Raw genomic sequence first — 23,802 nt, forward strand, 5'->3', positions numbered from 1 at the left:
GCGCAGGGCCGCCATGAGCCTGCGAGCCGAACTTTTGCGCCTGGGCATTCGCATGTTGCTCAAGCGGCGCGGCGGAAGCCTCGATGTCGAGCAATGGCGGCGGAACATGCGTGCAATGGAGCGGTTTGTGCCGCATCCGCCCGCCCGCAGCACAACAGTCGAGATCGAGGCCGGTCGGCTGCGGTTTCACCGGGTTACCACGCCGGCATCCCGGCCCGAACGTAACGTGCTCTATCTTCACGGCGGCGCCTATGTTTCAGGCGCGCCGATCTATTACCGGCATTTCCTGTGGCGGATTGCCGATGCTTTGCAAGCCCGCGTGTGGGCGCTCGAATACCGCCTGGCTCCCGAGCACGCTTTTCCGGCAGCGCTTGAGGATGCCGTGGGGGGCTATCATTGGCTTGTCGATCACACTCCCGATATCCGCCAGTTGTTTGTGGCGGGAGACTCGGCTGGCGGCGGCCTGGCGCTGGGCCTGCTGTTGAAGCTCCGTGACGACGGCAAACCGCTTCCTGCCGCGGCCGTCGCCCTGTCGCCCTGGACCGATCTGGCCCTGACCGGCGCCTCGCTGAAGACGAATGCCGCGGCCGATCCGATGCTGAACGTCGAGGATCTTCCAGGCATAGCGACACTCTATCTCGGCGGAGCCGATCCGCGTACGCCCTATGCTTCGCCGCTCTATGGCGATCCCGCTGGATTGCCGCCGGTACTTATTCAGGTCGGCAGCGATGAAATTCTCAGGGATGACGCGGTCCGCATGGCGGAGAAGCTGCGGTCAGACAATCCTCGCAGCAAGCTCGAGATCTGGCGGCGCATGCCGCACGTCTGGCAATTGTTCGTGCCGGTGTTGCCGGAGGCCCATCGCGCGATTGCACAGATCGGGGAGTTTATTTCTGGCGTGCGCGGCTGATGCGAAAGCTCAGACGCGGAAGTGCTTCGAGAGCTTCAACCCCTGCGCCTGGTAGTTCGAGCCGATGCGCTGGCCGTACATCGCATCGGGCCGCGCGAGCATTTTCTCGTAGACCAGACGCCCGACGATTTGGCCGTGCTCGAGGATGAACGGCACCTCGCGCGAGCGCACTTCGAGCACGGCACGCGCGCCCTGCCCGCCAGCGCCGGCATAGCCGAAGCCCGGATCGAAGAAGCCGGCGTAGTGCACGCGGAATTCGCCGACCAGCGGATCGAACGGCACCATCTCCGCGGCGTAATCCGGCGGCACCTGCACGGCCTCCTTCGAGGCCAGGATGTAGAACTCGCCGGGATCGAGGATGAGGCTGCCGTCCGATCGAGCCGGGATCGGCTCCCAGAATTCGTCGACCGCATAGCCGCCGCGGCGATCGACGTCGACGACGCCGGTATGGCGCTTGGCGCGGTACCCGACGAAGCCGCCGGTGTTCTGCCCGGAGAGATCGACCGACAGCGCCACGCCATTGGCGAGGTCGGCGTCGTCGATATCGACCAGCCGCTCGGCGCCATGCAGCGCGTCGAGTTCGTCGGCGTTGAGGATGGCATCACCGGTGCGGAAGCGCACCTGGCTGAGCCGCGAGCCCTCGCGCAGCAACACCGGAAAGGTCTTCGGACTGATCTCGGCATAGAGCGGGCCGTGATAGCCGGCGCCGATCATGTCGAAGCGGCGGGTGCCGTCGGCGATCACGCGGGTGAAGACGTCGAGCCGTCCGGTCGAACTCTTCGGATTGGCCGCGGCCACGATCTCCGGCGGCAGCGCGAGGCTTTCCAGGAGCGGCACGATGTAGACGCAATTGGTCTCCAGCACCGCGCCGTCGGAGAGGTTTATTTCATGCAGCTTCAATTCGTCGATGCGCTCGGCGACGGTCGCGCCCGGCCCAGGCAGGAAGCTCGCACGCACCCGGTAAGCAACATCACCAAGGCGCAAATCTAGGCTTGCGGGCTGGATCTGGCTTTCGACAAACGGATATTCGGGCAGGATCAGGCCCGCATCCGCCATCGCCGCGATCATGCGGTCAGGCAGAATTCCGTTACCGTCGGGCGGAAGCGTGAACGACACGGCGCGGTCCCCTGAGGTGGCCCTTTTCGGATGCCCAATGTCATCCAAACCTCGTAAATATGGGCTTTTAGGGGTTATCCGATGGCCGCCTTGACTGAAAGGGCGCAAGCGAATATCAGCATGACTTATCCCGTGGTGATTTGAGCCGGCCGGCTTGCAGCCACGTTAAATAAGTCGCTAAACAGGCCGGGGACACGTGTGATCCCGGCCTGTGGAAATTCTTCCAGGCCGGTTTTTTGTGACCATTTTCTTACTGGTCACGGCGGAGGTCACATGTCTGAAGTTGGTTCTACCAAGCGTTTTCGTCCCGAAACCCGCCTCGTCCATGGCGGTACGCTGCGCTCGCAGTTCGGCGAGACGTCGGAAGCGCTGTTCCTCACCCAAGGCTATGTCTACGACAGCGCGGAGCAGTGCGAGGCGCGCTTCAAGGGCGAGGATCCCGGCTTTATCTATTCGCGCTATTCCAATCCCACGATTTCAATGTTCGAGCGCCGAATGATCGAGCTCGAAGGCGCGGAAGCGGCTCGCTCCACCGCCACCGGCATGGCCGCGGTAACGACCGCGATCCTTGCACCGCTCAGAGCCGGCGATCATGTGGTGGCCTCGAAAGCCCTGTTCGGCTCCTGCCTTTACGTCGTGCAGGACCTCCTGCCGCGCTACGGGATCGAAACGACGCTGGTCGACGGTCTAGATCTCGATCAATGGCAGCGCGCATTGCGGCCCAGCACCAAGACCTTCTTCCTGGAGAGCCCGACCAACCCGACGCTCGATGTGCTCGATATTCCGGCGATTGCCGAGATCGCGCACAAGGGCGGCGCGCGGCTGGTCGTCGATAACGTCTTCGCCACGCCGATCTGGCAGAGCCCGCTTTCGCTCGGCGCCGATGTCGTGGTCTACTCCGCAACCAAACATATCGACGGTCAAGGGCGCTGCCTCGGCGGCATCATTCTCTCGTCCGAAGCCTTCATCGCAGAGCACATTCACAACTTCATGCGCCAGACCGGACCATCGCTCTCGCCGTTCAACGCGTGGGTCCTGCTCAAGGGACTGGAGACGCTGGGCGTGCGGGTACGCGCGCAGACCGACAACGCGGCGAAAATCGCCGAGGCGTTGGCAAGCCATCCGAAGATTTCGCGATTGATCTATCCCGGCCGTGCCGATCATCCGCAAGCGGAGCTGGTGAAGAAGCAGATGCGCGGCGGCTCGACTTTGGTCGGCTTCGAGGTCAAGGGCGGCAAGGCGGCCGCCTTCCGCGTCCTCAATGCACTGCAGATATCGCGCATCTCCAACAATCTCGGCGATGCGAAGAGCCTCGTCACGCATCCTGCGACCACCACGCATCAGCGACTCACGCCCGAAGCGCGCGCCGAGCTCGGCATCAGCGAGGGCTTTATCCGCTTCTCGGCCGGGCTCGAGCATGCCGATGACCTGATCGAGGATTTTGCGCAGGCGCTAGAGAAGGCGTGAGGTGCTTACCCTCCCCTGGAGGGTAAGAGCTCACATCGGCCGATACGTCCGCACGTCCGACGGTACGGCGACGCCGAGCTTGATCTGGCCGACCGACTTGATGATGTCGTCGCCGAGCAGTTGCGCGAAGCAGGCGTAGCCCCAGTCGCTCATGTGCAGGCCGTCGGCGATCACGAAATTCTCGATCGGGATCGCCTGCCGCTCGTGCCAGTCCTTCATCACCGCGAAGCGAGGGAAAACACCGACCCTGCGAAGCTCGGCCGCCTTGTTCAGCAGCTTCATCATCTTGCCGGCGCTTTCGGCGTGCTCGTTGACCCGCGGCGAATATTGCGGATCGATCAGCACGACGTCGGAGCCCGCAGCCTGAATGCGTGCGATGCCTTCGTCGACGAGCTTGGCGGTCTCGGCGGGATCGAGGTTGCGCAGCACCGCATTGGTGCCGACCTGCCAGATCACCAGATCCGGATGCAAGTCGATCACGGAGGTCTGCAGCCGCTGCATCATTTCCGGCGCGTCCTCGCCGCCCTTGCCGGCATTGACGACGGAGATGTCGGCCGTCGGATATTTGCGGCGTAGCTGCGCCGCGAGCCTGTTCGGATAGTTGAATTCCGGTGAACTGGAGCCGTACCCCTGGGTCGATGACGATCCGAAAGCGACGATCACGACCGGCAGGCCCGCGACGAGCTTGTTCGCGACGCGCGGCAGCGATCCCATCGATTTGGAAGCGCCCTTCGGCGGCAGGCAGGGAACGCGGCTGAAGATGTCGCCGGCCGATTTCGCGACCTCCTTCACCTTGTCGATCGCCTTGCCGGTGACGCCCTTCTGCGCGGCCGGATTGCCTGTGGCCGCCGGCGCTGCCTGCGGCAGGGCGCCTTCAGCCGAGGGTTGCTTTTCCGGATTGTTTTCGGCTTTGGCACCATCGGACAGCGCCGCCTGCTGGCCGGTTTGCTGCGAGGCCGTCTGGGCATGCAACGGCGACACCGAGGCAGACGTCAATATCGCCAGGCCCGCGGCCGTGACAGCCAGCAATGTCGACAAACGAAAAGGGCAGTGAGAACTCATTAACGCAAGTCCCTAATTCTGCTGCGCCTGATCGAGGCGGGCCGCATCGAGCACGAATTTCGACAGCGCGCGGCCGAGGCAGGCATGAACCCTTTTGGCCATGTCGGTGCCATGAAAGGTACTGAACAGATTGAAATCTCCGGCGTCGTTCCAGTGGCGCATGATGGCGAACCGATCGAACAGCGGAACATTATGCTGCTGCGCCACCACGCGCATATTATCTAGGTATGGCGGCGCCGAAATCATCGTTTCGGTGCGGGGGCTGTATTGCAGATTGACCAAAACCACGTCGGTTCCCGCATTTTGCAGCGCAGCAACCCCCTCGTCGACGGCGCCGCGAAAGTCGTCGGGATCGACAGACCGCATAGCGTCGACGGTTCCCGTCTGCCAGATGACCAAAGTAGGCCGTTTTGCTTCCACCAGCTTAACGAGGCTGGGGTCCACCTCCTCGGCGGTCTTGCCGGTCTGTAGTTCTACGGAGAGATTGACTGGGATCGAGGGCAGTTTCTCCTTCAGTGCCGCCTGCAGCCTGGCCGGGTAGGCGCTGTTTTCGGAGGAAAGGATGGTCGATGAGCGGCTCCCCACCACCAGCACGGTCAGCGGCCGGGCGTTCCTGACGGCCTCGGCCACCTTCGGAAGCGTGCCCTCGGTGGAGAGGAGATAGGGGGGAACTTGACAGGCCTGGGGGGCCGCATCCTGGGCACGAGCCAAACCGGCGGCTGCAAGACCCGCAAACAGTGTCAGGACCAGCACAGCTCCCGAGCCGCGCCTCATGCGCTTCCTCCCGCCATGTCGGCGCCGCTGACCACCGTGCTTTTCGTTTTCGAGGCTCCTTTGTCGGCCGAATGCTTGTACCACGAAATCACCCACGCCACGCCCCACATGATGAGGATTCCGGCAAGACTGACCAGGGCGTGCGCGAGGGCACCCCCGCCAATTTCGGCCAGCACAAAGTGTCCTGCAAAGGCCAGGAAGACGCCGAGACAGAATATCTCAAGCGAATGCTGGCCACACAGGATCAACGGTCGCAGCCAGCGCGATTTCAGGCCCGACCAGTTCCTGGGCAGGAAGCGCACGGTAAGCGCCGCCAGCGCCAGGAAATGGGCAAACCGCAGCACGTCCAGATCGGTCTTGCTGATCGGGTACATCCACTGCTCGATCCGCTTCGGCATCAGGAAGCCGAGTTGCGGAATGTGCCAGGTCAGCGTGACGAAGAATGCGGCCACCAGATAGGCGATGCAGATCCACATCGTCACCGGCGATGCCAGGATGCGGGACATGCGCTGCGCCCCGCCCAGCGCGCACCACGCGCCGAACACGAACAGCAACTGCCAGGCAAACGGATTGAAGATCCAGAAGCCGCTCGGATAGGCCGTCAGGTGCCAGTCGAAGTGCCAGGTCAGCGCGTACAGCAGTACCGACAATGCCAACCCAACATCGGCCCGCCATCTCAGGAGCCACAGGATGATCGGCAGGAAGAGCATCAGCACGATGTAGAGCGGCAGCACGTCCATGTTGACGGGCCGGAAGCGCAGCAGCAGCGCCTGCACGATCGTGACATCCGGCTGCTTGAGGAAATCCATGATGCCCATTTCTTCGCTGTAGAGCGGGTTTTCGAAACGGGTGGCGACGTAGGAGATTTCCGCCAGGAAGATCGTGAACAGGAACACATGGGCGACGTAGATCTGCCAGACCCGCCGCATGATGCGCGCGGTCGCCACCACGAATCCTGCCTCGAGCATCGCGCGGCCGTAGACGAAGGCGGCGGTGTATCCGGAGATAAAGATGAAGATTTCGGTGGCGTCGGAAAATCCGTAATTGCGGATCGTGAACCAGGTCAGGATGTTGGTCGGCAGATGGTCGATGAAGATCAGCCACAGCGCCATGCCGCGAAAAAGGTCGAGCCGCAATTCGCGCTCGCCCGCCACCGGGAGCGCGATCGCCGGCGCGGAAGACGCTGCGGCGGTCTTGGCGTCGCTGCGAGGCGTTCCGGCGACTGGATCGGCTATGGACGACATCTGGCACCGTTTGGGCAGTTGAGCACTTACGCGTGCGCTGTCCGGAAAGGATAATATCGGCCCGCAACTTGCACACCGGATACGCAAGGGATACGCAAAAAGGAAGGTACGGGGCCGGGCAGCGCGACTGCGCTCTAGAATGGAACTATGTTGAAACCGCGATGAAGCAAGCGGCAACCCGGCGGAGCGGAGATTGGTTCCCCCGGCATTCCCGGCTATGATACGAAACAGGATTCCCGGAAGCTTGCCCGCATGTACCGCGCCGTCACCCGCCAGATCGAAGTCACTGTCGAACCGAACTTCCTCCCCGAACGCTCGTCGGTCGACAAGGGCCAGTATTTCTGGTCCTACACCATCGTCATTACCAATACCGGCGCCGAGACCGTGCAGCTTCGTACCCGGCACTGGATCATCACCGATGCCACCGGTCGCAAGCAGGAAGTCCGCGGCGAAGGCGTGGTCGGCGAACAGCCAGTTTTGGCGCCGGGCGAACGCTTCGAATATACCTCTGGCGTACCGCTGCCGACCGCGTCGGGCTTCATGACCGGCCGCTATCAGATGGTCAGCGAAAGCGGCGAGCGTTTCGAGATCGACGTGCCGACGTTCTCGCTGGACAGCCCGGATAATAAGCGGGTGTTGAATTGACGAGCGCTCGCGCTCGTCATCACCGGACTTGACCTGGTGATCCACCCGCCTTCGCGGGTGACGACAGTCCGTGGGTGGACAAAACGAAGCGTGCCCGCCTTCATAAAGCGCGATCGACGAAGAATGGTGGGCACAGCGCTATCGCGCCTTTGCCCGCCCTACGAACACCGCCTACTCCTCCACGCCCGCTTCATGCGGGGTGAACTGGTAGACCGACGAGCAGAACTCGCAAGTCACCACTACCTTGTCGTCCTTGACCATCTCGGCGCGGTCCTTCGGCGCGAAGCTCTTCAGCATGGCCGACACCGCCTCGCGCGAGCAGGAGCATTGTGCGCGCAAGGTGAGCGGCGAGAACACGCGCACGCCGCGCTCGTGAAACAGGCGGTACAGCAGCCGCTCGCCCGACAGATCGGGATCTATCAACTCGACGTCCTCGACGGTGCCGATCAGCGATTGACCTTCCACCCATGCGTCGTCTTCCGCCACCTGATGCGCCGCCGCGCCTTCCGGCGCGTCGCCCGGATGCAGATCGGCCTGCCGCGCCCGCTCGGGCGCCTTCGGCAGGAATTGCAGCAGCATGCCGCCGGCGCGCCAGCGATGCTTGCCGCCGTCGCCGCCGCGCCATTCCTCGCCGACCGCGAGCCGCACGCGAGTCGGGATCTGCTCGGAGCGCAGGAAATATTCATGCGCGGCATCCTCGAGGCTGCCGCCGTCGAGCGCCACCAGGCCCTGGTAGCGGCTCATGTCCGCGCCCTGATCGATGGTCATCGCGAGATGGCCTTTGCCGAGCAGGCTGCCTGAATCCTGGCCGCCCTTCAGCCGCTTGAGGTCGTAGCGCGCATAGGCGCGCAGCCGGTCCGGCGCCTGGAAATCCACGATCAGGAACGACACCGGCCCGTCGGTCTGCGTCTGCAGGATGAAGCGACCGTCGAATTTCAGCGCGGAGCCGAGCAGCGTCGCCAGCACGATCGCTTCGCCGAGCAGTTTTCCGACCGGCGCGGGATAATCGTGCTTGGTCAGGATGTCGTCGAGCGCGGGGCCGAGCCGGGTCAGCCGTCCGCGCAGATCGAGCGAGGCGACCTCGAACGGCAGCACCGCGTCATCGACGGGAACGGACGAGGGCGCGCGAATGGGCGCCTCGGTCGTGATTTTGATGTCGGGGAAATCTGAAACCATGGCGCTCTATCTGGGGTCTCGGAATGCAAAACGGAAGGGGTTGAGAGCGGCGAAACTATCTCCACACGTCGTCCCTGCGAACGCAGGGACCCATAACCACAGGGCGTTGTGAGTTAGGCAAGGCATCAGCCACTGCCTTCAATCATTAGGGCCGCGGCGTATCGGTCCCTCTTTCCGCAGGGACGACGGAGAGCGTTACCCCACTTCGTTGAAGCACCAGGCCAGAATGCCCTTCTGCGCATGGAGGCGATTTTCGGCTTCGTCGAACACGACCGACTGCGCGCCGTCGATCACTTCATCGGTGACCTCCTCGCCGCGATGGGCGGGCAGGCAGTGCATGAAGATCGCATCCGGCTTGGCCAGCGACATCAGCTTCGCATTGACCTGATAGGGCTTGAGCACATTGTGGCGGTGCTCGCCGTCCTTGTCGCCCATCGAGACCCAGGTGTCGGTGACGACGCAATCGGCGCCGCGGACGGCGGCTTCGGGATCGGTGCCGAGCACGATCGGCGCCTGCGTCGCCTTGATCCAATCCTTCATCGCCTTGTTCGGCGCGAGCTGCGGCGGGGTCGCGACATTGAGCTTGAACTTGAAACGCTCGGCCGCATGCGCCCAGGACGCCAGCACGTTGTTGTCATCGCCGGTCCAGGCCACGGTCCTGCCCTCGATCGGCCCGCGATGCTCCTCGAAGGTCATCAGGTCGGCCATCACCTGGCAGGGATGCGAGCGCCGCGTCAGGCCGTTGATCACGGGCACGGTGGCATGCGCGGCCAATTCCAAGAGCGCATCGTGGTTGAGGATACGGATCATGATCGCATCGACATAGCGCGACAGCACGCGCGCGGTGTCGGCAATGGTCTCGCCGCGGCCGAGCTGCATCTCCGCGCCGGTCAGCATGATGGATTCGCCGCCGAGCTGGCGCATGCCGACGTCGAACGACACCCGGGTGCGGGTCGAGGGGCGTTCGAAGATCATCGCCAGCGTCTTGCCTTCGAGCGGCTTCTTGCCCCTCTCATGCGCTTTCAGCTTCGCCTTCATGGTGGCACTTAAGGCCAGCATGTTGCGCAATTCATCCAACGGCAGTTCGTTGATGTCGAGGAAGTGACGGACGGACTTGCTCATCATCCCGCCGCCTTCTTCAACTCGGTGCTCGACAGTGCGACGCAGGCACGCTCCAGCATCTGGATCGACTCGTCGATCTCGGCCTCGGTCACGATCAAGGGCGCCAGAAACCGCACCACATTGTCGCCGGCGCCGACCGTCAGCAGCTTCTGGTCACGCAGCGCGTTGACGAGATCGCCCGACGGCACCACGGCCTTGACGCCGACCAAAAGCCCCTCGCCGCGCACTTCCGAGAGCACGGCGGGATAGCGATCGACCACGGAGGCCAGTTTCTGTTTCAACAGCAGCGACATCTTCTGCACGTGATCGAAGAAGCCGGGCTTCAGCATCACGTCGAGCACGGCATTGGCGGCTGCGATCGCCAGCGGATTGCCGCCGAAGGTCGAGCCGTGCGAGCCCGGCGTCATGCCGCTTGCTGCTTCCGCCGCCGCCAGCACCGCGCCGATCGGGAATCCACCGCCCAGCGCCTTGGCCAGCGACATCACATCCGGCGTCACGCCGACGCGCTTATAGGCGAAGAGATCGCCGGTTCGGCCCATGCCGGTCTGCACCTCGTCGAATGCGAGCAGGAGGCCGTGCTCGTCGCAGAGCTGGCGCAGCGCCTTGAAGAAAGACTGCGGCGCGGAGCGCACGCCGCCCTCGCCCTGCACCGGCTCGATCAGGATGCCCGCGGTCTGCGGGCCGATCGCTTTCTTGACCGCTTCGAGATCGCCATGCGGCACCTGGTCGAAACCGTCCATCGGCGGCCCGAAGCCTTCGAGATATTTGGCGGAGCCGGTGGCTGCGAGCGTGCCCAGGGTGCGGCCGTGGAACGCACCCTCGAAGGTGATAAGGCGGTAGCGCTCGGGATGGCCCTTGGAGAACTGATAGCGGCGCACGACCTTGATGACGCCTTCCATCGCCTCCGCGCCGGAATTGCAGAAGAACACGAGGTCGGCAAAGCTCTGCTCGCAGAGCCGCGCGGCGAGCTTCTCGCCATCCGGCGACTTGAACAGGTTCGACATGTGCCAGAGTTTCGTCGACTGTTCCTGCAGCGCCTCGATCAGGTGCGGATGGCAGTGACCCAGCGCATTCACCGCGACGCCCGAGGTGAAGTCGAGATAACGCTCGCCATTGGTGGCGGTCAGCCAGCAGCCCTCGCCGCGTTCGAAGCCGAGATCGACCCTGGCGAAGACGGGGAGCAGATGCGACGTGGCGCTATTGGTCATGGCAATCACTGAGGTTGAGACCTGCCTTGGAGACCTGCCGCGGGCGTGCATTGGCGCGAACGCGGCAACAGCCGGTCTTGCGAAAACGAAACGTGCCGCCTCTTAAGGGCGGCACGTGAGAAGCATTCTATGTGGGCGGGGGGCGCTGTCAACACGCCACGGAACGGCCCTTCCTGCAGTGCAGGATGCTGAAATCCGTAAGATTGCGGTGTGGTGGAAAACACGCAGTGAAATGCCTAGATGTACAGAAGATGTGGACGTTCGAGCCCGGACTCTTGCGCCCGAGTCACGCCATATTGTAGCGTTTGGGCTGTCGGGTACGACATCTCGTGCGGCAGTTTCTGATCCCTTAGAGTCCTTTTGTGCAGGCGTAAACGTTCGGCGCGGTTAGCGCGTCCGGCGAGGGCTAAGGGATTCTGACCGCAGGGATTTTTAAGACGAATGACTCGCCAGCGCTGCCCCCGATTGGCCGGCGCGATGCGAAGGGAAGATTACGATGACCGTTTTGACCTGGTCCGACGATCGCGTCGAACAGCTTAAGAAGCTCTGGGAAGCCGGATTGTCGGCGAGCCAGATCGCCGCGGAACTCGGGAATGTGACGCGAAACGCAGTGATCGGCAAAGTTCACCGGCTGGGCCTGTCCGGCCGCGCCAAGAGCCCCTCCTCGGCCGCCCCGCGGCAGCGCAAGGCACGTCCCGCCCAGCCGATGATGCGGGTAGCGCGCCCGGTCTCGCGCGGCAACACCGCGCTGGCGCACGCCTTCGAAGTCGAGATGGAGCCGGATCCGATCGCCTTCGACAACGTGGTGCCGATGAGCCAGCGGCTGTCGCTGCTCGAACTCAACGAGGCCACCTGTCACTGGCCGGTCGGCGATCCCTCGAGTCCGGAATTCTTCTTCTGCGGCGGCAAGGCGCTCACAGGCCTGCCCTATTGCGCCCACCACTCGCGTATCGCCTACCAGCCCGCCGCCGATCGGCGAAGGCAGCAGCCGAAGCAGACGAGGTAAGGGGCGCGCCGTTATCTCAACGATGTCGTCCCTGCGAACGCCGGGACCTATAACCACAGGCGCACGTGGTTATGCCTCGCTGAAGCTCCAGCGCATTTCAACAATCGAGATTGGTGTTTACGAGTCCCCGCGTTTCGCGGGGACGACGGCTGGGTTCGCCGAGGCTGAGTTCGCCGAGATTGCAGCGGAGCAGCTACGGCTCCACCTTCGCAAACCGGTCATCCAGCGCGTAGCCTGCGCCGCGAACGGTGCGGATCGGGTCCTGCTCGCGGCCGGGGTTGAGCAGTTTGCGCAGGCGGCCGATGTGGACGTCGACGGTGCGCTCGTCGATATAGATGTCGCGGCCCCAGACGCTGTCGAGCAACTGCTCGCGGCTGAAGACGCGGCCGGGATGCTCAAGAAAAAATTCCAGCAGGCGATACTCGGTCGGGCCGAGATCGATCTGGCGGCCGGAGCGAGCGACGCGACGCTTTTCGCGGTCGAGTTCGATGTCGCCATAGGTCAGCACGGTGGCGAGCCGCTCGGGGCTGGCCCGGCGCAGCAGGCCCTTCACGCGCGCCAAAAGTTCCGGCACCGAGAACGGCTTGACGATGTAATCGTCGGCGCCGGTCGCAAGCCCCCGCACGCGCTCACTCTCCTCGCCGCGCGCGGTCAGCATGATGATCGGCAATTGCTTGGTTTCGGGGCGCGCCCTTAAGCGGCGGCACAGTTCGATGCCGGAGAGCCCCGGCAGCATCCAGTCGAGCACGACAAGATCGGGCACGCGCTCCTTCAGCCGCGTATCCGCATCGTCGCCGCGGCCGACGGTTTCGACCTCATAGCCTTCTGCGTCGAGGTTGTAGCGCAACAGCGTGGTGAGCGCTTCCTCATCCTCGACCACCATAATGCGCGCGCTCATCCTGCTCTTGCCTCTCTTGTTTGACGTGTTCTCTGCGCAGATAAGTCTACGCAATCTGCGTAAACTTGATTGCTATGCGAACCGGTTTCCACTTCGCTTGAAAACGCTTTGTCAGGTATTGGGTACGGTCGTGGCAAACGTCGTCATGTCGCCCTTCGGGCGCTTGTCGAGCATCTGCTGTCCCTCGATCATGTAGAACACGGTTTCGGCGATGTTGGTGGCGTGATCGCCGATCCGCTCGATATTCTTGGCGCAGAACATCAAGTGGATGCAGAACGAGATGTTACGCGGATCTTCCATCATGTAGGTCAGGAGTTCGCGGAACAGCGAGGTGCAGATGGCATCGACTTCCTCGTCGCCTTTCCACACCGCCATCGCCGCCGGCAGATCGTGCGCCGCATAGGCGTCCAGCACCGACTTGACCTGCGACTGCACCAGATCGGTCATGTGTTCCAGGCCGCGCATCAACTTCAGCGGCTGGAAATCGTTCTCCAGCGCGGCGACGCGCTTGCCCATGTTCTTGGCGAGGTCGCCGATCCGCTCCAGATCGGTGGCGACCCGCATCGCGCCGACGATTTCGCGCAAATCGATCGCCATCGGCTGGCGGCGGGCGATGGTCAGCACCGCGCGCTCCTCGATCAGATGCTGCAGGCGGTCGATCTCGACGTCGGTAGCGACGACGCGCTTACCGAGCTCAACGTCGCGGCGAACCAGCGCGTCGACGGATTCGGTGATCATGCGCTCAGCCAGGCCGCCCATCTCGGCGACCAGACGGGTGAGTTCCTGAAGATCGCTGTCAAACGCCTTGGCGGTATGTTCGGATGCCATGTGTCGTCTCCTCAACCGAACCGGCCGGTGATGTAGTCCTGGGTACGTCGATCGCGCGGCGAGGTGAAGATCTTGTTGGTATCGTCAAATTCGACCAGCTCGCCCAGATACATGAAAGCGGTCTTGTCGGATACGCGCGCCGCCTGCTGCATGTTATGGGTGACGATGGCGATGGTGTAGTCCTCCGATAGCTCCTGGATCAGCTCCTCGATCTTGGCGGTCGAGATCGGGTCGAGCGCCGAGCAGGGTTCGTCGAACAGGATCACCTCAGGCCTGACCGCAACGGTGCGCGCGATGCAGAGCCGCTGCTGCTGGCCGCCGGAGAGCGAGAGGCCGGAAGCGTTGAGCTTGTCCTTGACCTCGTTCCACAGCGCGCCGCCGCGCAACGCCTTCTCGACCCGGCCGTCCATCTCGGACCTCGATATCTTCTCGTAGAGGCGGATGCCGAAGGCAATGTTCTCATAGATCGTCATCGGGAACGGCGTCGGTTTCTGGAACACCATGCCAACGCGGGCCCGCAGCAGATTGAGATCGAGCTTGGGGTCGAGGATGTTGGTCTGGTCCAGCAAGAGCTGACCGGTCGCGCGCTGACCCGGATAGAGATCGTACATCCGGTTGAATATCCGCAGCAATGTGGATTTGCCACAGCCGGACGGGCCGATAAAGGCGGTGACGCGATGCGTGCCGAGCGTCAGGTTGATGTTCTTCAGCGCGTGGTGTTCGCCATAGTAGAAGTTCAGTCCACGGGCAGTCACCTTTGGTGCGGCCTCGGGCAGTGGCGTCTGGGGAATAGGCCCGCTCGCGTTACTCACGGATACGGAGATGTCGGTCATTTGGATTTCCTCTCGGCGCCAAGGATGCGCGCGCCAATATTCAGGGCCAACACGGTGAGCGTGATCAGAAGCGCCCCGCTCCAGGCGAGCTGCTTCCAGTAGACATAGGGGCTCTGGACGAAGTTGTTGATGGTGACCGGCAGGTTCGCCATCGTCTTGGTCAGGTCCAGGCTGAAGAACTGATTTGAGAGCGCGGTGAACAACAGCGGCGCGGTTTCACCGGCGACGCGGGCGGTGGCGAGCAAGACGCCGGTGATCAGGCCGGCGCGCGCGGCGCGGTAGGCGATCCGCCGGATCACCAGCGAGCGCGGCAGGCCGAGCGCGGACGCCGCCTCGCGCAGCGGATTGGGCACCAGTCCCAGCATGTCCTCGGTGGTGCGCACCACCACGGGGATCACGATCACGGCCAGCGCCAGGCAGCCGGCAAAGGCCGAGAAGCCGCCCATCGGCACCACGATGGCGCCGTAGATGAACAGACCGATGATGATCGACGGCGCGCTCAAGAGGATGTCATTGATGAAGCGGATCACCGAAGTGAGCTTGTCGTGCTTGCCGTACTCGGCGAGATAGGTTCCCGCGAACAGGCCGAGCGGCGCGCCGATGCCGACCCCGATCACGGTCATGATGATCGAGCCGATGATGGCGTTACGCAGGCCGCCGTCGGTCGATCCCGGCGGCGGCGTGTCCTGCGCGAAGACAGCGAGATTGAGGCCGGCAAGGCCGTTGTAGAACAGCGTGAACAGGATCAGCGCCAGCCAGGTCACGCCGAACAGCGCCGCGGCGAGACACAGCATCCGGATGATGACGTCGTTGCGGCGGCGCGATGCGTAGATCGGGTTCATCTCAGTTCCCCGCTTTCTTTTCCAGCCGCATCAGCATCAACCGCGCGGCCGCGAGCACGCAGAAGGTCAGCACGAACAGCAGCAGCCCGAGCAGGATCAGGCCCGACTGGTGTAACCCGTCGCTCTCGGCGAATTCGGAGGCGATCGCGGCCGAGATCGTGGTGCCCGGCGCGAAGATCGAGGACTGGATCTTGAACGAATTGCCGATGATGAAGGTCACCGCCATGGTCTCGCCGAGCGCACGGCCGAGCGCCAGCATGATGCCGCCGATTACGCCGACGCGCGTATAGGGAATGACGACGTTGCGGACGACTTCCCAGGTGGTGCAGCCGACGCCGTAAGCCGCCTCCTTCAAGACCGGCGGCACCGTCTTGAAGACGTCGACCGAGATCGCGGTGATGAAGGGCAGCACCATGATGGCGAGGATCAGCGAGGCGTTGAACAGGCTGAGATAGGACGGCGGACCTGCGAAGATCGTGCCCAACACGGGGACGCCGTCGAACAGGTTGATCATGAACGGCTGGAAGGTATTCGCCAGGAACGGGCCCAGCACGAAGAAGCCCCACATGCCGTAGATGATCGACGGGATTCCGGCGAGCAGTTCGATTGCAAGGCCGATGGGACGGCGCAGCCAGAGCGGGCAGATCTCGGTGAGGAACACCGCGATGCCGAGCCCGACCGGAATGGCGATCGCCATGGCGATCACGGAGGTGATCAGCGTGCCGTAGACCGGGCCGAGCGCGCCCAGTACCGGCGGGTCGGCCGACGGTGCCCAGCGCTGCGTCCAGAGGAAGGCCGCGCCATATTCCTGGATCGCCGGCCAGGCGCCGATGATCAGCGAAACGATGATACCGCCCAGGATGAGGAGCACCGAGATCGCGCAGGCGCGCGTGACCCAGTAGAAAGTGATATCGCCAAGCTTGAAAGCGCTGAGGGCCCTGGCGCGATCGTAGGGTCCGGCAGCTTCCATCACGTCGCTTTCAACCGCCATCTCTGCCACGCTGGTCCCCTGTACTTTTATCTGATCCGGTTCGATCCGTCTCGTGCCCCGGATGCGGCCGCAGCGCGCTTGCGGTGCGCTGCTATTCCGAGGCCTATTCTTCTTGATTGGTTTGATTGGCCGCCAGTGAGTCCCGGCGCTGCGGCGCAGCGCAAAGAGCGCTGCACCGCGTCGGGATAAGAGACCTCAGCTCTTGATCTCGGAGGTCCAAGTCTTCTCGATCTGCTTGACGACCGAGCCCGGCATCGGGATGTAATCGAGTTCTTCGGCCATCTTGTCGCCCTTCTCGAACGCCCACTTGAAGAACTTGAGGGCTTCCTGCGACGCGGCCTTGTCGGTCGCTGCCTTGTGCATCAGGATGAAGGTCGCACCCGTGATCGGCCAGGACGCCTCGCCCGGCTGGTCGGTCAGGATCACATAGTAGTTCTTGGCACCAGCCCAGTCAGCGTTGCCGGCTGCGGCCTGGAACGCAGCGATGGTCGGCTGCACGGTCTTGCCGGCCTTGTTGATCATCGCGCCATAGGTCAGCTTGTTCTGCTTGGCGTAGGCGTACTCGACGTAGCCGATCGAGTTCTTGGTCTGGCTGACGTTGCCGGCAACGCCTTCGTTGCCCTTGGCACCAACGCCCGTCGGCCATTCGACAGCGGTGCCGGAGCCGGCTTTCGTCTTCCATTCCGCATTCGCCTTGGAGAGATAGTCGGTCCAGAGGAACGTCGTGCCCGATCCATCGGAGCGGCGAACCACTGTGATGGCCTCGCTCGGCAGTTTCACTTTGGGATTGAGCTTGGCGATCGCGGGATCGTCCCATTTCTTGACCTTGCCGAGATAGATGTCGCCGAGCAGTTCGCCCGAGAACACCAGTTCACCCGGCTTGATGCCTTCGAGATTGACGACCGGCACCAGGGCGCCCATCGCCTGTGGCCACTGGATCATGCCCTCCTTCTCAAGCTGCTCCGGCTTGAGCGGCATGTCGCTGGCGCCGAACGTCACGGTCTTGGCCACAATCTGTTTGATGCCGGCGCCGGAGCCGATCGACTGGTAGTTCAGACCGTTGCCAGTCTCCTTCTTGTAGGCGTCGGCCCACTTCGAATAGAGCGGGAACGGGAAGGTGGCGCCCGCGCCGGTGATGTCGGCGGCGAAGGCCGAGGTCGATGCGGCGAGCAAGCCGGCAGCGACGATTGTCCTGACGAAATTCATGGTTGATCTCCATATCCTGAGCGAAGCGCCGTTGCGCCCGATCGCGCTCATGCCGCCCGTGTAGGCGCGGTCGATAGAGCTTTTACGAAGGTTCGATGACAGTTGGATGACAGGCGCAACCAATTGAAATCGCTTGCCTTTATTCCGATGCCGGGGGCTTCGCCGGGGGAAAACAGGCGGTGAAGGGGGCACCGTTTTTTGGCACGCTTTCGATCAACAGCCGGCCGCGATGGCGGTTAAGAATGTGTTTCACCAGGGATAAGCCGAGCCCGGTTCCACCCTGCGCGCGGCTATCGCCGACGTCGACCCGATAGAAGCGCTCGGTCAGCCGCGGCAGGTGTTCCGGCGCAATGCCGGGGCCGAAATCGCGGACCATGACGCGGACTTCCGGCGCGCGCTCGCCCGAACCGATCTGGCTCAGCGAGACGATTACCTTCCCGCCGGACGCGCCATATTTGAGCGCGTTCTCGATCAGGTTCTCGAACAGCCGCAACAGTTCCTCGCGATCGCCTGCAATCGCGACCGGCATGTCCGGCAGGTCGATCTCGATCGCGACCTGGCGCTCCCTTGCGAGATTGCGAAGCGGATTGTTCGCTGTTAGCCTGTAAATATGCGCGTGACGGCCCAGTTGTTTCCGTTGCTGTTGATGGTCGCCGCACTCACTCTGCCGGTGGCCGCACGGGCTAGCGTGTCAACTGAGGCCCGCATTGAAGCGTCAGCCAGTTTCGTAAAACCTGCCGGTCGTCCGAACCCCAAGCACATGGTGGCACCTTGCCATGAGTGCTGGATGAAGGCCTGCGGCTCATATGCTGCTTGCGGCCTTTGCTGCGGTGCGGCGAGTGCCATCCTCCCCTCTGCGAGCGTGCTTGGATTGATAGGCCCGCGAGTGATAGCTCCCTCACCGATTCCGGACATTCGAGATCACCACGGCCCTCCGGACCCGTATCCTCCCAGACCCACCGCCTTCAGTTGAGGTGGCCGCAGTCGCAGCTGCCTCGCACTGTGCCGTCACGTGCCTGATCTCGAGCGTGTGACGGCAACCGGCAGAGAGCGACCCGTCGGAGGTCCTCAATCTTCCCGGTCTGCTGACGACGGGGATCCTCAAAGCGCAGTCGCTTGGATCGGCGGGTAGCCGAAACTGCCATCGTTTTTGGAGGCATTGCGCTGCCTAATTTTCGGGGAGGGGACCATGATGCAGGCTACGCAAATTTTCATAGCCGTCGGAAGTTGGGCGATTCTGGCAACCGCTACGCTAGTCATCGCGACCACCGGCCCGCCAAGCGTCGGCGATCCCCAATCAATCCCTGCCAACGGAGAGGAGGCGCCTCAGGGCACCAATGTTGATCCCCGCCGTATTGTCGATGCGCGGCTGCCGCCCTACGCAGCAGTTGGCAGGTTCAAAGGCACGATGGGCTGCACGGCCGCCATAGTTCTTCATCCGAGGATCATCGTCACTGCAGCTCACTGCGTCACTCACAGAGATGGCTCGGTCAAACAGTCCAACTTGTCTTTTCGGTTAGGCTATCAGGCGGAAACCGCTCTTGGCGATTTTCAAGCGACCGTAGCGACCATCGGATCGATACAGAGCTTCAGGCGACAATCCGTCCACGATGCCTCGCGAGATTGGGCGATTCTCGTTCTTGATCGGGCGCCGGCGGGCGTCCACCCGTTTCTCTTGAGCTCTTATTCCGTTGCAAGCCTGAAATCGCTCGAGCAGCAAATCCTGATGCCGAGTTACTCAAACGATATCGGCGATGCGGAGGTTCTAAGCGTCGATCCGGCGTGCACCGTTCGTGACTTGGTTTGGCACGCACTCATTCACGACTGCAAGGCACGGTACGGCTCATCTGGGGCTCCGCTGCTGGTACGAGATCGAGATGGACCTTGGTACGCAGTTGTCGGCATCCATACTGGCTCAATGTTCGCTAGTGACGAAGACGGCCACGTCGCGAAATTTATTGGAAATCGGGCCATCGCTGCCTCGATGTTCGCGGAGGCCGTGGTTGCGCTCTCGCGACGCCTGGATGCCGATGCTGTACCTGACGTCGGCTCGGCTGCATACTGATAGACCGAATGAAGCTGAAACGCCGCCAATTCGAAAGTGAAGACCATGACAAGCGACCAGCCGATCAACTTGCCCAGGGCGCGCACCTCCACGAGCGTCCGTCTGCGCGATACCGCACCGATTATGCTGGAGCGCGCCGCCGTCACAATCCCGTGAGCCGAGGGCTCGGAGATGGAACAGGCATTCTGATACATCGTCCTGTCGGCCTAGCTTTTGGCCCAGCCAATCGCTATTTTGGCTGCATGGCGAAGAAGGTCCGCCGCATCATGACGCTGTTGCTGGCCATCACGTTTATCGTGGGGCTGGTCCCTCATGGCATGCGCGCCGCGGATGCGGACCTGAAGATGGTCATGGCTGCCGCCACCGACATGCCGATGTCAGGTGAGTGCGATCGTTGCGGCGATGATCAGGGGGCAATGACGGCAGCAGCATGCTCCGCCTACTGCGGCAGTTTTGCAGCCTTGCCCCTGATCGGAACGTTGTTTGAGCCGTCATCGGTCGAAACGGTGGGAGATTTGCCCGGACTAACTTCCGCCGGACATACAATTCCACCCGATCCCTACCCTCCCAGGCCTGCCATCCTGAGCTGAGGCACGTCGCCGGCCCGGCGATGTGATCCTCTCGCGCGCGTGATGCTGATAGCGTCGCAAGCGTGTCGAACGCACGTAGGCTTCATGGCCACGTGCCGCGAATCAACGCACAGGATCGGTTTTCGAAATGCACTCTCATTCGGGTCCGGCGATCAGCCGCCGCGCACTCCTCATTGGCGGCACCGTGCTCGCTACGACAACCTCGTTGGCGCGTGTCGCACGCGCTGCACCGGCAGAACCGAACGTGATCGAGCTCACCGCCGCACCTGGTCGAGCACCGATCGTCGGCGCGCCTTATCCGCCCACGGATGTCTGGTGCTATGGGAATCGCATTCCCGGTCCGGAAATCCGGGTGCGCCAGGGCGAGCGCGTTCGCGTTGTCGTCCGGAACCAACTGCCGGAAGACACGACCGTGCATTGGCACGGCATCCGTCTACCGAATTCCATGGATGGCGTTCCTGGTCTCACGCAACCGCCGATCAAACCCGGCGAAAGCTTCACCTACGAATTCACGCCGCCCGATGCCGGGACGTTCTGGTACCACCCGCATGCTGACAGTCTGCGGCAACTCGGGCGGGGTATGGCGGGTGCCTTCATCGTCGAGGAGCCGACAGCGGTATCCGCTGATCGCGATCTTGTCTGGATGCTGTCGGACTGGCGCTTGACATCCGAAGCGCAAATCGCAGCCGGCTTTGGTAACGCGATGGAGGCGGCGATGTCGGGCCGCGTCGGCAACACGGTAACTCTCAATGGGGCCATAACAGACGAGGTGCCGGTGCGCGCGGGCGAGCGCGTACGACTGCGTCTCGTGAACAGTTCACTGGCGCGAATTATGTCGCTCCGTTTCGAGGGTCACCGTCCGGCGATCGTGGCGATCGACGGCCAGCCCTGCGATCCCCACGAGCCCGAACGCGGCCGTGTCGTGCTTGGTCCGGCGATGCGCATCGATCTCATGATCGACATGCAAGGCGAACCGGGACGGCGCTACCGGGTCATCGACGATTTTTACGAGGGGCTTTCCTACTGGCTCACGCAGCTCGTCTACGAAGACAAGCCACCGCTCCGCGCCCATCATCTCGAACCTTCGCCTTCCCTTCCGCGCAATCCTTTACCGGAACCGGATTTGGCCGCTGCGGAGCGCCGCGAATTGCGATTGCAAGGCGGCATGATGGGCGGCGGGGGCATGATGGGAATGGGCGGCATGCAGGGCATGTCGCACGGCGCGAGCTGGGCCATTAACGGCACGTCCATGACCGGCGATGGCCACGCGGACATGCCGCCGCTGCTGACGCTCCAGCTTGGCCGAAGCTACGTGCTGATCATCCGCAACCAAACGGCCTGGTGGCATCCGATGCATCTACACGGCCACAGCTTTCGGGTGATGACCCGCAATGGAACGGCAGCCCCTCATCGGCAATGGGCCGATACCGTTCTCGTACCGCCAAAGGAATCTGTCGAGGTCGCTTTCGTGGCAGACAATCCCGGCGACTGGATGATGCACTGCCACGTCACCGACCATCAGGTCTCGGGCATGATGACAGTGCTGCGCGTTGTATGAGCATTCCACCTGTAAAGGAGAATGAAATGAACCGACGAAGTTTCTGCCTTGGCGCCACACTCGCGATGCTGGTGCTGCCGCTGCCGACATTAGCTGAGCCGACCCGGGCGACGTTGTACAAGAACCCGCAATGCAGTTGCTGTGAGGGGTATGCTGCATACCTTCGGCAGCATGGCTTCACCGTCGACGTGAAGCCAACCAACGATCTCGCCGAGATCAGCAGCAAAGCCGGTGTCCCCGAAAAATTCCAGGGCTGCCACTCGATGTTCGTCGACGGCTACGTGATCGACGGACATGTCCCGGTGAACACGATCCGGAAGCTGCTGTCGGAGCAGCCGGCCATCGCCGGAATCACCCTTCCCGGCATGCCGGAGGGATCTCCAGGCATGACCGGCTTCAAACATGGGCCCTTCACGATTTACGCGGTCACCAGGGGTGGCGCGCCACCAAAGATCTACGCCACGGAATAAGGGAAGAAATGCCGATCATCGGATGCCTTCAACCACGAGCGAAAATGACATGAACGCCCAGACGACATTCCAACTCTCGATGATGAGGAGCCTGCGGCAGCAATGAACGGCGTCGCTCGCATCGCACTACGTTCGGCCGCCCGATTGACCGCAGCGGCCGCTGTCGCCTTACTGACCCAACACGGAGCGGCACGGGCGGTACCGCAGAACTTTGTCATGCATCCGGCACCGAAGGCGGTGCCAGCGGTCACATTCGAAGTTGAAACCGGAGCCAGTCAGAGCCTTGCCGAATTCACGGGGAAGGTTGTCGTCCTCAACATCTGGGCGACCTGGTGCGTCCCCTGCCGGCTCGAAATGCCGGCTCTCGATCGTCTGCAGTCGATCCTGGGCAGCGATGGTTTCGCGGTGGTGCCCGTTTCGATTGATCGCGGCGGAATCGAAGCGGTAAAGAAATTCTATGGTGAAATTGCGATCAAGAATCTCCCGATCTACCTCGATGTGTCTGGTCAGGCCGTCCGGCGGCTCGATGCAGTCGGACTGCCGACCACGCTGATCCTCGATCGCAACGGACAAGAGATTGTTCGCGTCATAGGGCCGGCCGAATGGGACGCGCCTGAGATAACGGAATTCCTGAAGTCGATCATCGCAAGGAAAGTCGATTCAATCGAGCAGGTTGCCCACAACGACGATCGTCACGAATCAACGCCGGGACTGCTCGCGCGCGGCCTTCGATGGCTGAAGGCACTCGTCGCCAAATGAAGGGAGAAAAGCTCATGCCGAAGCTCAGAACTACACTCGCACTCGCTACCGCAATCGTTGTGGCGACAATCGCCGCGCAGACGCTTTACGCGCAGGACAGCTCGACGAGCCGCCACCGCATGATGGACGGCGATCCTGCTCGAGGCACGATGGGCATTACGAAGATGATGCACCAGATGAGCGGGATGATGGATCACTGCAGCAGCATGATGCAGAACCGCGGCACTGGTCGGCCTAATGATCAGTGGCGCAGGCGCGCACCAACAGCGCCCGATAACGAGAGCTGAACTGGCGCTCATGGTGTTTCAGCGGGCGCGTTCAAAATGGAGGCTGAAATGCAAATCCCATTGGTCCTAACTCTGGCGGTCGCTTTGGCAACGGTTGCCTCGGCTGTCTCGGCACATTCCCTGAAGGAACTCGAGGGCATGCTGGGCGATCGGGAGAAGTATTTCCAGGCCGTCGACAAAGCAGCGCCCGAATTCACCCTTCAGGATGCGGAGGGGCGGACGACCAGCCTCGCGGATTTCCGCGGCAAGGTGGTCGTCCTGAATTTCATTTACGCCAGCTGTCCTGACATATGCCCGTTGCACGCCGACCGGATCGCCGAGATCCAGGGCCTGATCAATCAGTCGCCGATGAAAACGCAGGTCCAGTTCATCAGCATCACTACGGACCCGAGCAAGGATACGTCAGACGTTCTCCGCCACTACGGCCAGGCTCACAGGCTCGATTCCGCAAACTGGCTCTTTCTGACTACCAGATCTGATCAGTCGGAGGATGCCACACGCAACCTCGCGGAGCGGTTCGGCCATCGGTTCGACAAGACGCCGGGGGGCTATCAAATCCACAGCATCGTGACGCATGTCATCGACAGCCAGGGTCGCTGGCGAGCCAGTTTCCACGGCTTGAAGTTCGAGCCAACCAATCTCGTCGTGTTCGTCAACGCCTTGGTCAATGACGCTGAGAAGCCGCATGGCCACATCGCGCCCGGCGTGTGGGAAAAGATCAAGAGGTTGTTCGGATCCTGATCGC

The 23,802-nt window shown here is 62.6% G+C and carries 24 protein-coding genes, 1 pseudogene and 1 riboswitch; of the genes and pseudogenes, 11 read left to right on the forward strand and 14 right to left on the reverse strand.

The window, feature by feature from the left end:
- Nucleotides 1-13 precede the first annotated feature (13 nt).
- Complete coding sequence (locus tag LMTR13_RS36185; protein ID WP_065731914.1) at nucleotides 14-910, forward strand: alpha/beta hydrolase; 897 nt, start codon at nucleotides 14-16, stop codon at nucleotides 908-910.
- A gap of 9 nt (nucleotides 911-919) precedes the next feature.
- Here LMTR13_RS36185 and LMTR13_RS36190 read toward each other — a convergent pair whose 3' ends face one another.
- A complete protein-coding gene (locus tag LMTR13_RS36190; protein ID WP_418219822.1) occupies nucleotides 920-1,978 on the reverse strand; it encodes a 2'-deoxycytidine 5'-triphosphate deaminase in 1,059 nt (352 codons plus the stop codon).
- Nucleotides 1,979-2,148: 170 nt separating this feature from the next.
- A riboswitch (SAM riboswitch) is annotated at nucleotides 2,149-2,228 on the forward strand.
- 71 nt (nucleotides 2,229-2,299) lie between these two features.
- Between LMTR13_RS36190 and LMTR13_RS36195 the strand changes: the two genes are divergently transcribed.
- The gene (locus LMTR13_RS36195; RefSeq protein ID WP_065731916.1) at nucleotides 2,300-3,493 is read left to right on the forward strand and encodes an O-succinylhomoserine sulfhydrylase; all 1,194 of its coding nucleotides are present in this window, start codon (nucleotides 2,300-2,302) and stop codon (nucleotides 3,491-3,493) included.
- Nucleotides 3,494-3,523: 30 nt separating this feature from the next.
- Here LMTR13_RS36195 and LMTR13_RS36200 read toward each other — a convergent pair whose 3' ends face one another.
- From LMTR13_RS36200 to LMTR13_RS36210, 3 genes are read right to left on the reverse strand one after another with little or no spacing between them, the layout of a single operon-like run.
- Entirely contained in the window at nucleotides 3,524-4,555 is a 1,032-nt protein-coding gene (locus LMTR13_RS36200; protein ID WP_065731917.1) for an SGNH/GDSL hydrolase family protein, read from the reverse strand.
- 12 nt (nucleotides 4,556-4,567) lie between these two features.
- On the reverse strand, nucleotides 4,568-5,329 hold the full coding sequence (locus LMTR13_RS36205; protein WP_065731918.1) for an SGNH/GDSL hydrolase family protein: 762 nt from the start codon (nucleotides 5,327-5,329) through the stop codon (nucleotides 4,568-4,570).
- Entirely contained in the window at nucleotides 5,326-6,573 is a 1,248-nt protein-coding gene (locus tag LMTR13_RS36210) for an OpgC domain-containing protein (RefSeq protein WP_065731919.1), read from the reverse strand. Before LMTR13_RS36210 ends, LMTR13_RS36205 begins: the two co-directional genes overlap by 4 nt.
- 252 nt (nucleotides 6,574-6,825) lie before the next feature.
- On the opposite strand from LMTR13_RS36210, the gene apaG reads away from it, so the two are divergent.
- On the forward strand, nucleotides 6,826-7,218 hold the full coding sequence (gene apaG, locus LMTR13_RS36215; RefSeq protein ID WP_028351829.1) for a Co2+/Mg2+ efflux protein ApaG: 393 nt from the start codon (nucleotides 6,826-6,828) through the stop codon (nucleotides 7,216-7,218).
- A gap of 171 nt (nucleotides 7,219-7,389) precedes the next feature.
- Here the strand turns inward: apaG and LMTR13_RS36220 are convergent, their stop codons facing one another.
- The 3 genes from LMTR13_RS36220 to LMTR13_RS36230 all read right to left on the reverse strand — a co-directional run bounded on the left by LMTR13_RS36220 (nucleotide 7,390) and on the right by LMTR13_RS36230 (nucleotide 10,724).
- On the reverse strand, nucleotides 7,390-8,394 hold the full coding sequence (locus tag LMTR13_RS36220) for an Hsp33 family molecular chaperone (protein ID WP_065731920.1): 1,005 nt from the start codon (nucleotides 8,392-8,394) through the stop codon (nucleotides 7,390-7,392).
- A gap of 195 nt (nucleotides 8,395-8,589) precedes the next feature.
- A complete protein-coding gene (gene argF, locus LMTR13_RS36225) occupies nucleotides 8,590-9,516 on the reverse strand; it encodes an ornithine carbamoyltransferase (RefSeq protein WP_065731921.1) in 927 nt (308 codons plus the stop codon).
- Nucleotides 9,516-10,724, reverse strand: a complete 1,209-nt coding sequence (locus tag LMTR13_RS36230) for an aspartate aminotransferase family protein (protein WP_065731922.1) — start codon at nucleotides 10,722-10,724, stop codon at nucleotides 9,516-9,518. The genes argF and LMTR13_RS36230 overlap by 1 nt, the downstream gene beginning before the upstream one ends.
- 496 nt (nucleotides 10,725-11,220) lie before the next feature.
- Here LMTR13_RS36230 and LMTR13_RS36235 point away from each other — a divergent pair, with 496 nt between their 5' ends.
- Nucleotides 11,221-11,730 carry a GcrA family cell cycle regulator gene (locus LMTR13_RS36235; protein WP_065731923.1) on the forward strand — a complete coding sequence of 170 codons (510 nt, stop codon included), beginning with the start codon at nucleotides 11,221-11,223 and terminating at the stop codon, nucleotides 11,728-11,730.
- Between the two features lie 193 nt (nucleotides 11,731-11,923).
- Here the strand turns inward: LMTR13_RS36235 and phoB are convergent, their stop codons facing one another.
- From phoB to LMTR13_RS36270, 7 genes and pseudogenes are all read right to left on the reverse strand, one after another.
- Entirely contained in the window at nucleotides 11,924-12,628 is a 705-nt protein-coding gene (gene phoB, locus LMTR13_RS36240; RefSeq protein WP_028351834.1) for a phosphate regulon transcriptional regulator PhoB, read from the reverse strand.
- A gap of 111 nt (nucleotides 12,629-12,739) precedes the next feature.
- Nucleotides 12,740-13,456: a phosphate signaling complex protein PhoU gene (phoU, locus tag LMTR13_RS36245; protein ID WP_065731924.1), complete on the reverse strand. Its 717-nt coding sequence runs from the start codon at nucleotides 13,454-13,456 to the stop codon at nucleotides 12,740-12,742.
- A gap of 11 nt (nucleotides 13,457-13,467) precedes the next feature.
- The gene (gene pstB, locus LMTR13_RS36250; protein ID WP_065731925.1) at nucleotides 13,468-14,289 is read right to left on the reverse strand and encodes a phosphate ABC transporter ATP-binding protein PstB; all 822 of its coding nucleotides are present in this window, start codon (nucleotides 14,287-14,289) and stop codon (nucleotides 13,468-13,470) included.
- A complete protein-coding gene (gene pstA / locus LMTR13_RS36255; protein ID WP_065731926.1) occupies nucleotides 14,286-15,131 on the reverse strand; it encodes a phosphate ABC transporter permease PstA in 846 nt (281 codons plus the stop codon). The genes pstB and pstA overlap by 4 nt, the downstream gene beginning before the upstream one ends.
- A gap of 1 nt (nucleotide 15,132) precedes the next feature.
- Nucleotides 15,133-16,131 (reverse strand): phosphate ABC transporter permease subunit PstC, encoded by a 999-nt coding sequence (gene pstC / locus LMTR13_RS36260; RefSeq protein WP_156795922.1) that lies wholly within the window; start codon nucleotides 16,129-16,131, stop codon nucleotides 15,133-15,135.
- 186 nt (nucleotides 16,132-16,317) lie between these two features.
- Entirely contained in the window at nucleotides 16,318-17,328 is a 1,011-nt protein-coding gene (pstS, locus tag LMTR13_RS36265) for a phosphate ABC transporter substrate-binding protein PstS (RefSeq protein WP_065733258.1), read from the reverse strand.
- A 139-nt stretch (nucleotides 17,329-17,467) separates the two neighbouring features.
- Nucleotides 17,468-17,911 (reverse strand): annotated as a pseudogene (locus LMTR13_RS36270) (sensor histidine kinase); the annotation flags it as partial.
- 606 nt (nucleotides 17,912-18,517) lie between these two features.
- On the opposite strand from LMTR13_RS36270, the gene LMTR13_RS36280 reads away from it, so the two are divergent.
- The 7 genes from LMTR13_RS36280 to LMTR13_RS36310 all read left to right on the forward strand — a co-directional run bounded on the left by LMTR13_RS36280 (nucleotide 18,518) and on the right by LMTR13_RS36310 (nucleotide 23,798).
- Nucleotides 18,518-19,393 carry a trypsin-like serine peptidase gene (locus tag LMTR13_RS36280; protein ID WP_065731928.1) on the forward strand — a complete coding sequence of 292 codons (876 nt, stop codon included), beginning with the start codon at nucleotides 18,518-18,520 and terminating at the stop codon, nucleotides 19,391-19,393.
- A gap of 8 nt (nucleotides 19,394-19,401) precedes the next feature.
- A complete protein-coding gene (locus tag LMTR13_RS41450; RefSeq protein ID WP_156795923.1) occupies nucleotides 19,402-19,983 on the forward strand; it encodes a hypothetical protein in 582 nt (193 codons plus the stop codon).
- 127 nt (nucleotides 19,984-20,110) lie between these two features.
- Nucleotides 20,111-21,541: a multicopper oxidase family protein gene (locus tag LMTR13_RS36290; protein ID WP_065731930.1), complete on the forward strand. Its 1,431-nt coding sequence runs from the start codon at nucleotides 20,111-20,113 to the stop codon at nucleotides 21,539-21,541.
- Between the two features lie 26 nt (nucleotides 21,542-21,567).
- Nucleotides 21,568-22,011: a DUF411 domain-containing protein gene (locus LMTR13_RS36295; protein WP_065731931.1), complete on the forward strand. Its 444-nt coding sequence runs from the start codon at nucleotides 21,568-21,570 to the stop codon at nucleotides 22,009-22,011.
- Between the two features lie 216 nt (nucleotides 22,012-22,227).
- The gene (locus tag LMTR13_RS36300) at nucleotides 22,228-22,770 is read left to right on the forward strand and encodes a TlpA family protein disulfide reductase (protein WP_236843236.1); all 543 of its coding nucleotides are present in this window, start codon (nucleotides 22,228-22,230) and stop codon (nucleotides 22,768-22,770) included.
- 14 nt (nucleotides 22,771-22,784) lie between these two features.
- A complete protein-coding gene (locus tag LMTR13_RS36305; protein WP_156795924.1) occupies nucleotides 22,785-23,057 on the forward strand; it encodes a hypothetical protein in 273 nt (90 codons plus the stop codon).
- A gap of 36 nt (nucleotides 23,058-23,093) precedes the next feature.
- Entirely contained in the window at nucleotides 23,094-23,798 is a 705-nt protein-coding gene (locus LMTR13_RS36310; RefSeq protein WP_236843237.1) for an SCO family protein, read from the forward strand.
- Nucleotides 23,799-23,802 lie beyond the last annotated feature (4 nt).

The sequence above is a fragment of the Bradyrhizobium icense genome (assembly GCF_001693385.1).
Taxonomy (GTDB): domain Bacteria; phylum Pseudomonadota; class Alphaproteobacteria; order Rhizobiales; family Xanthobacteraceae; genus Bradyrhizobium; species Bradyrhizobium icense.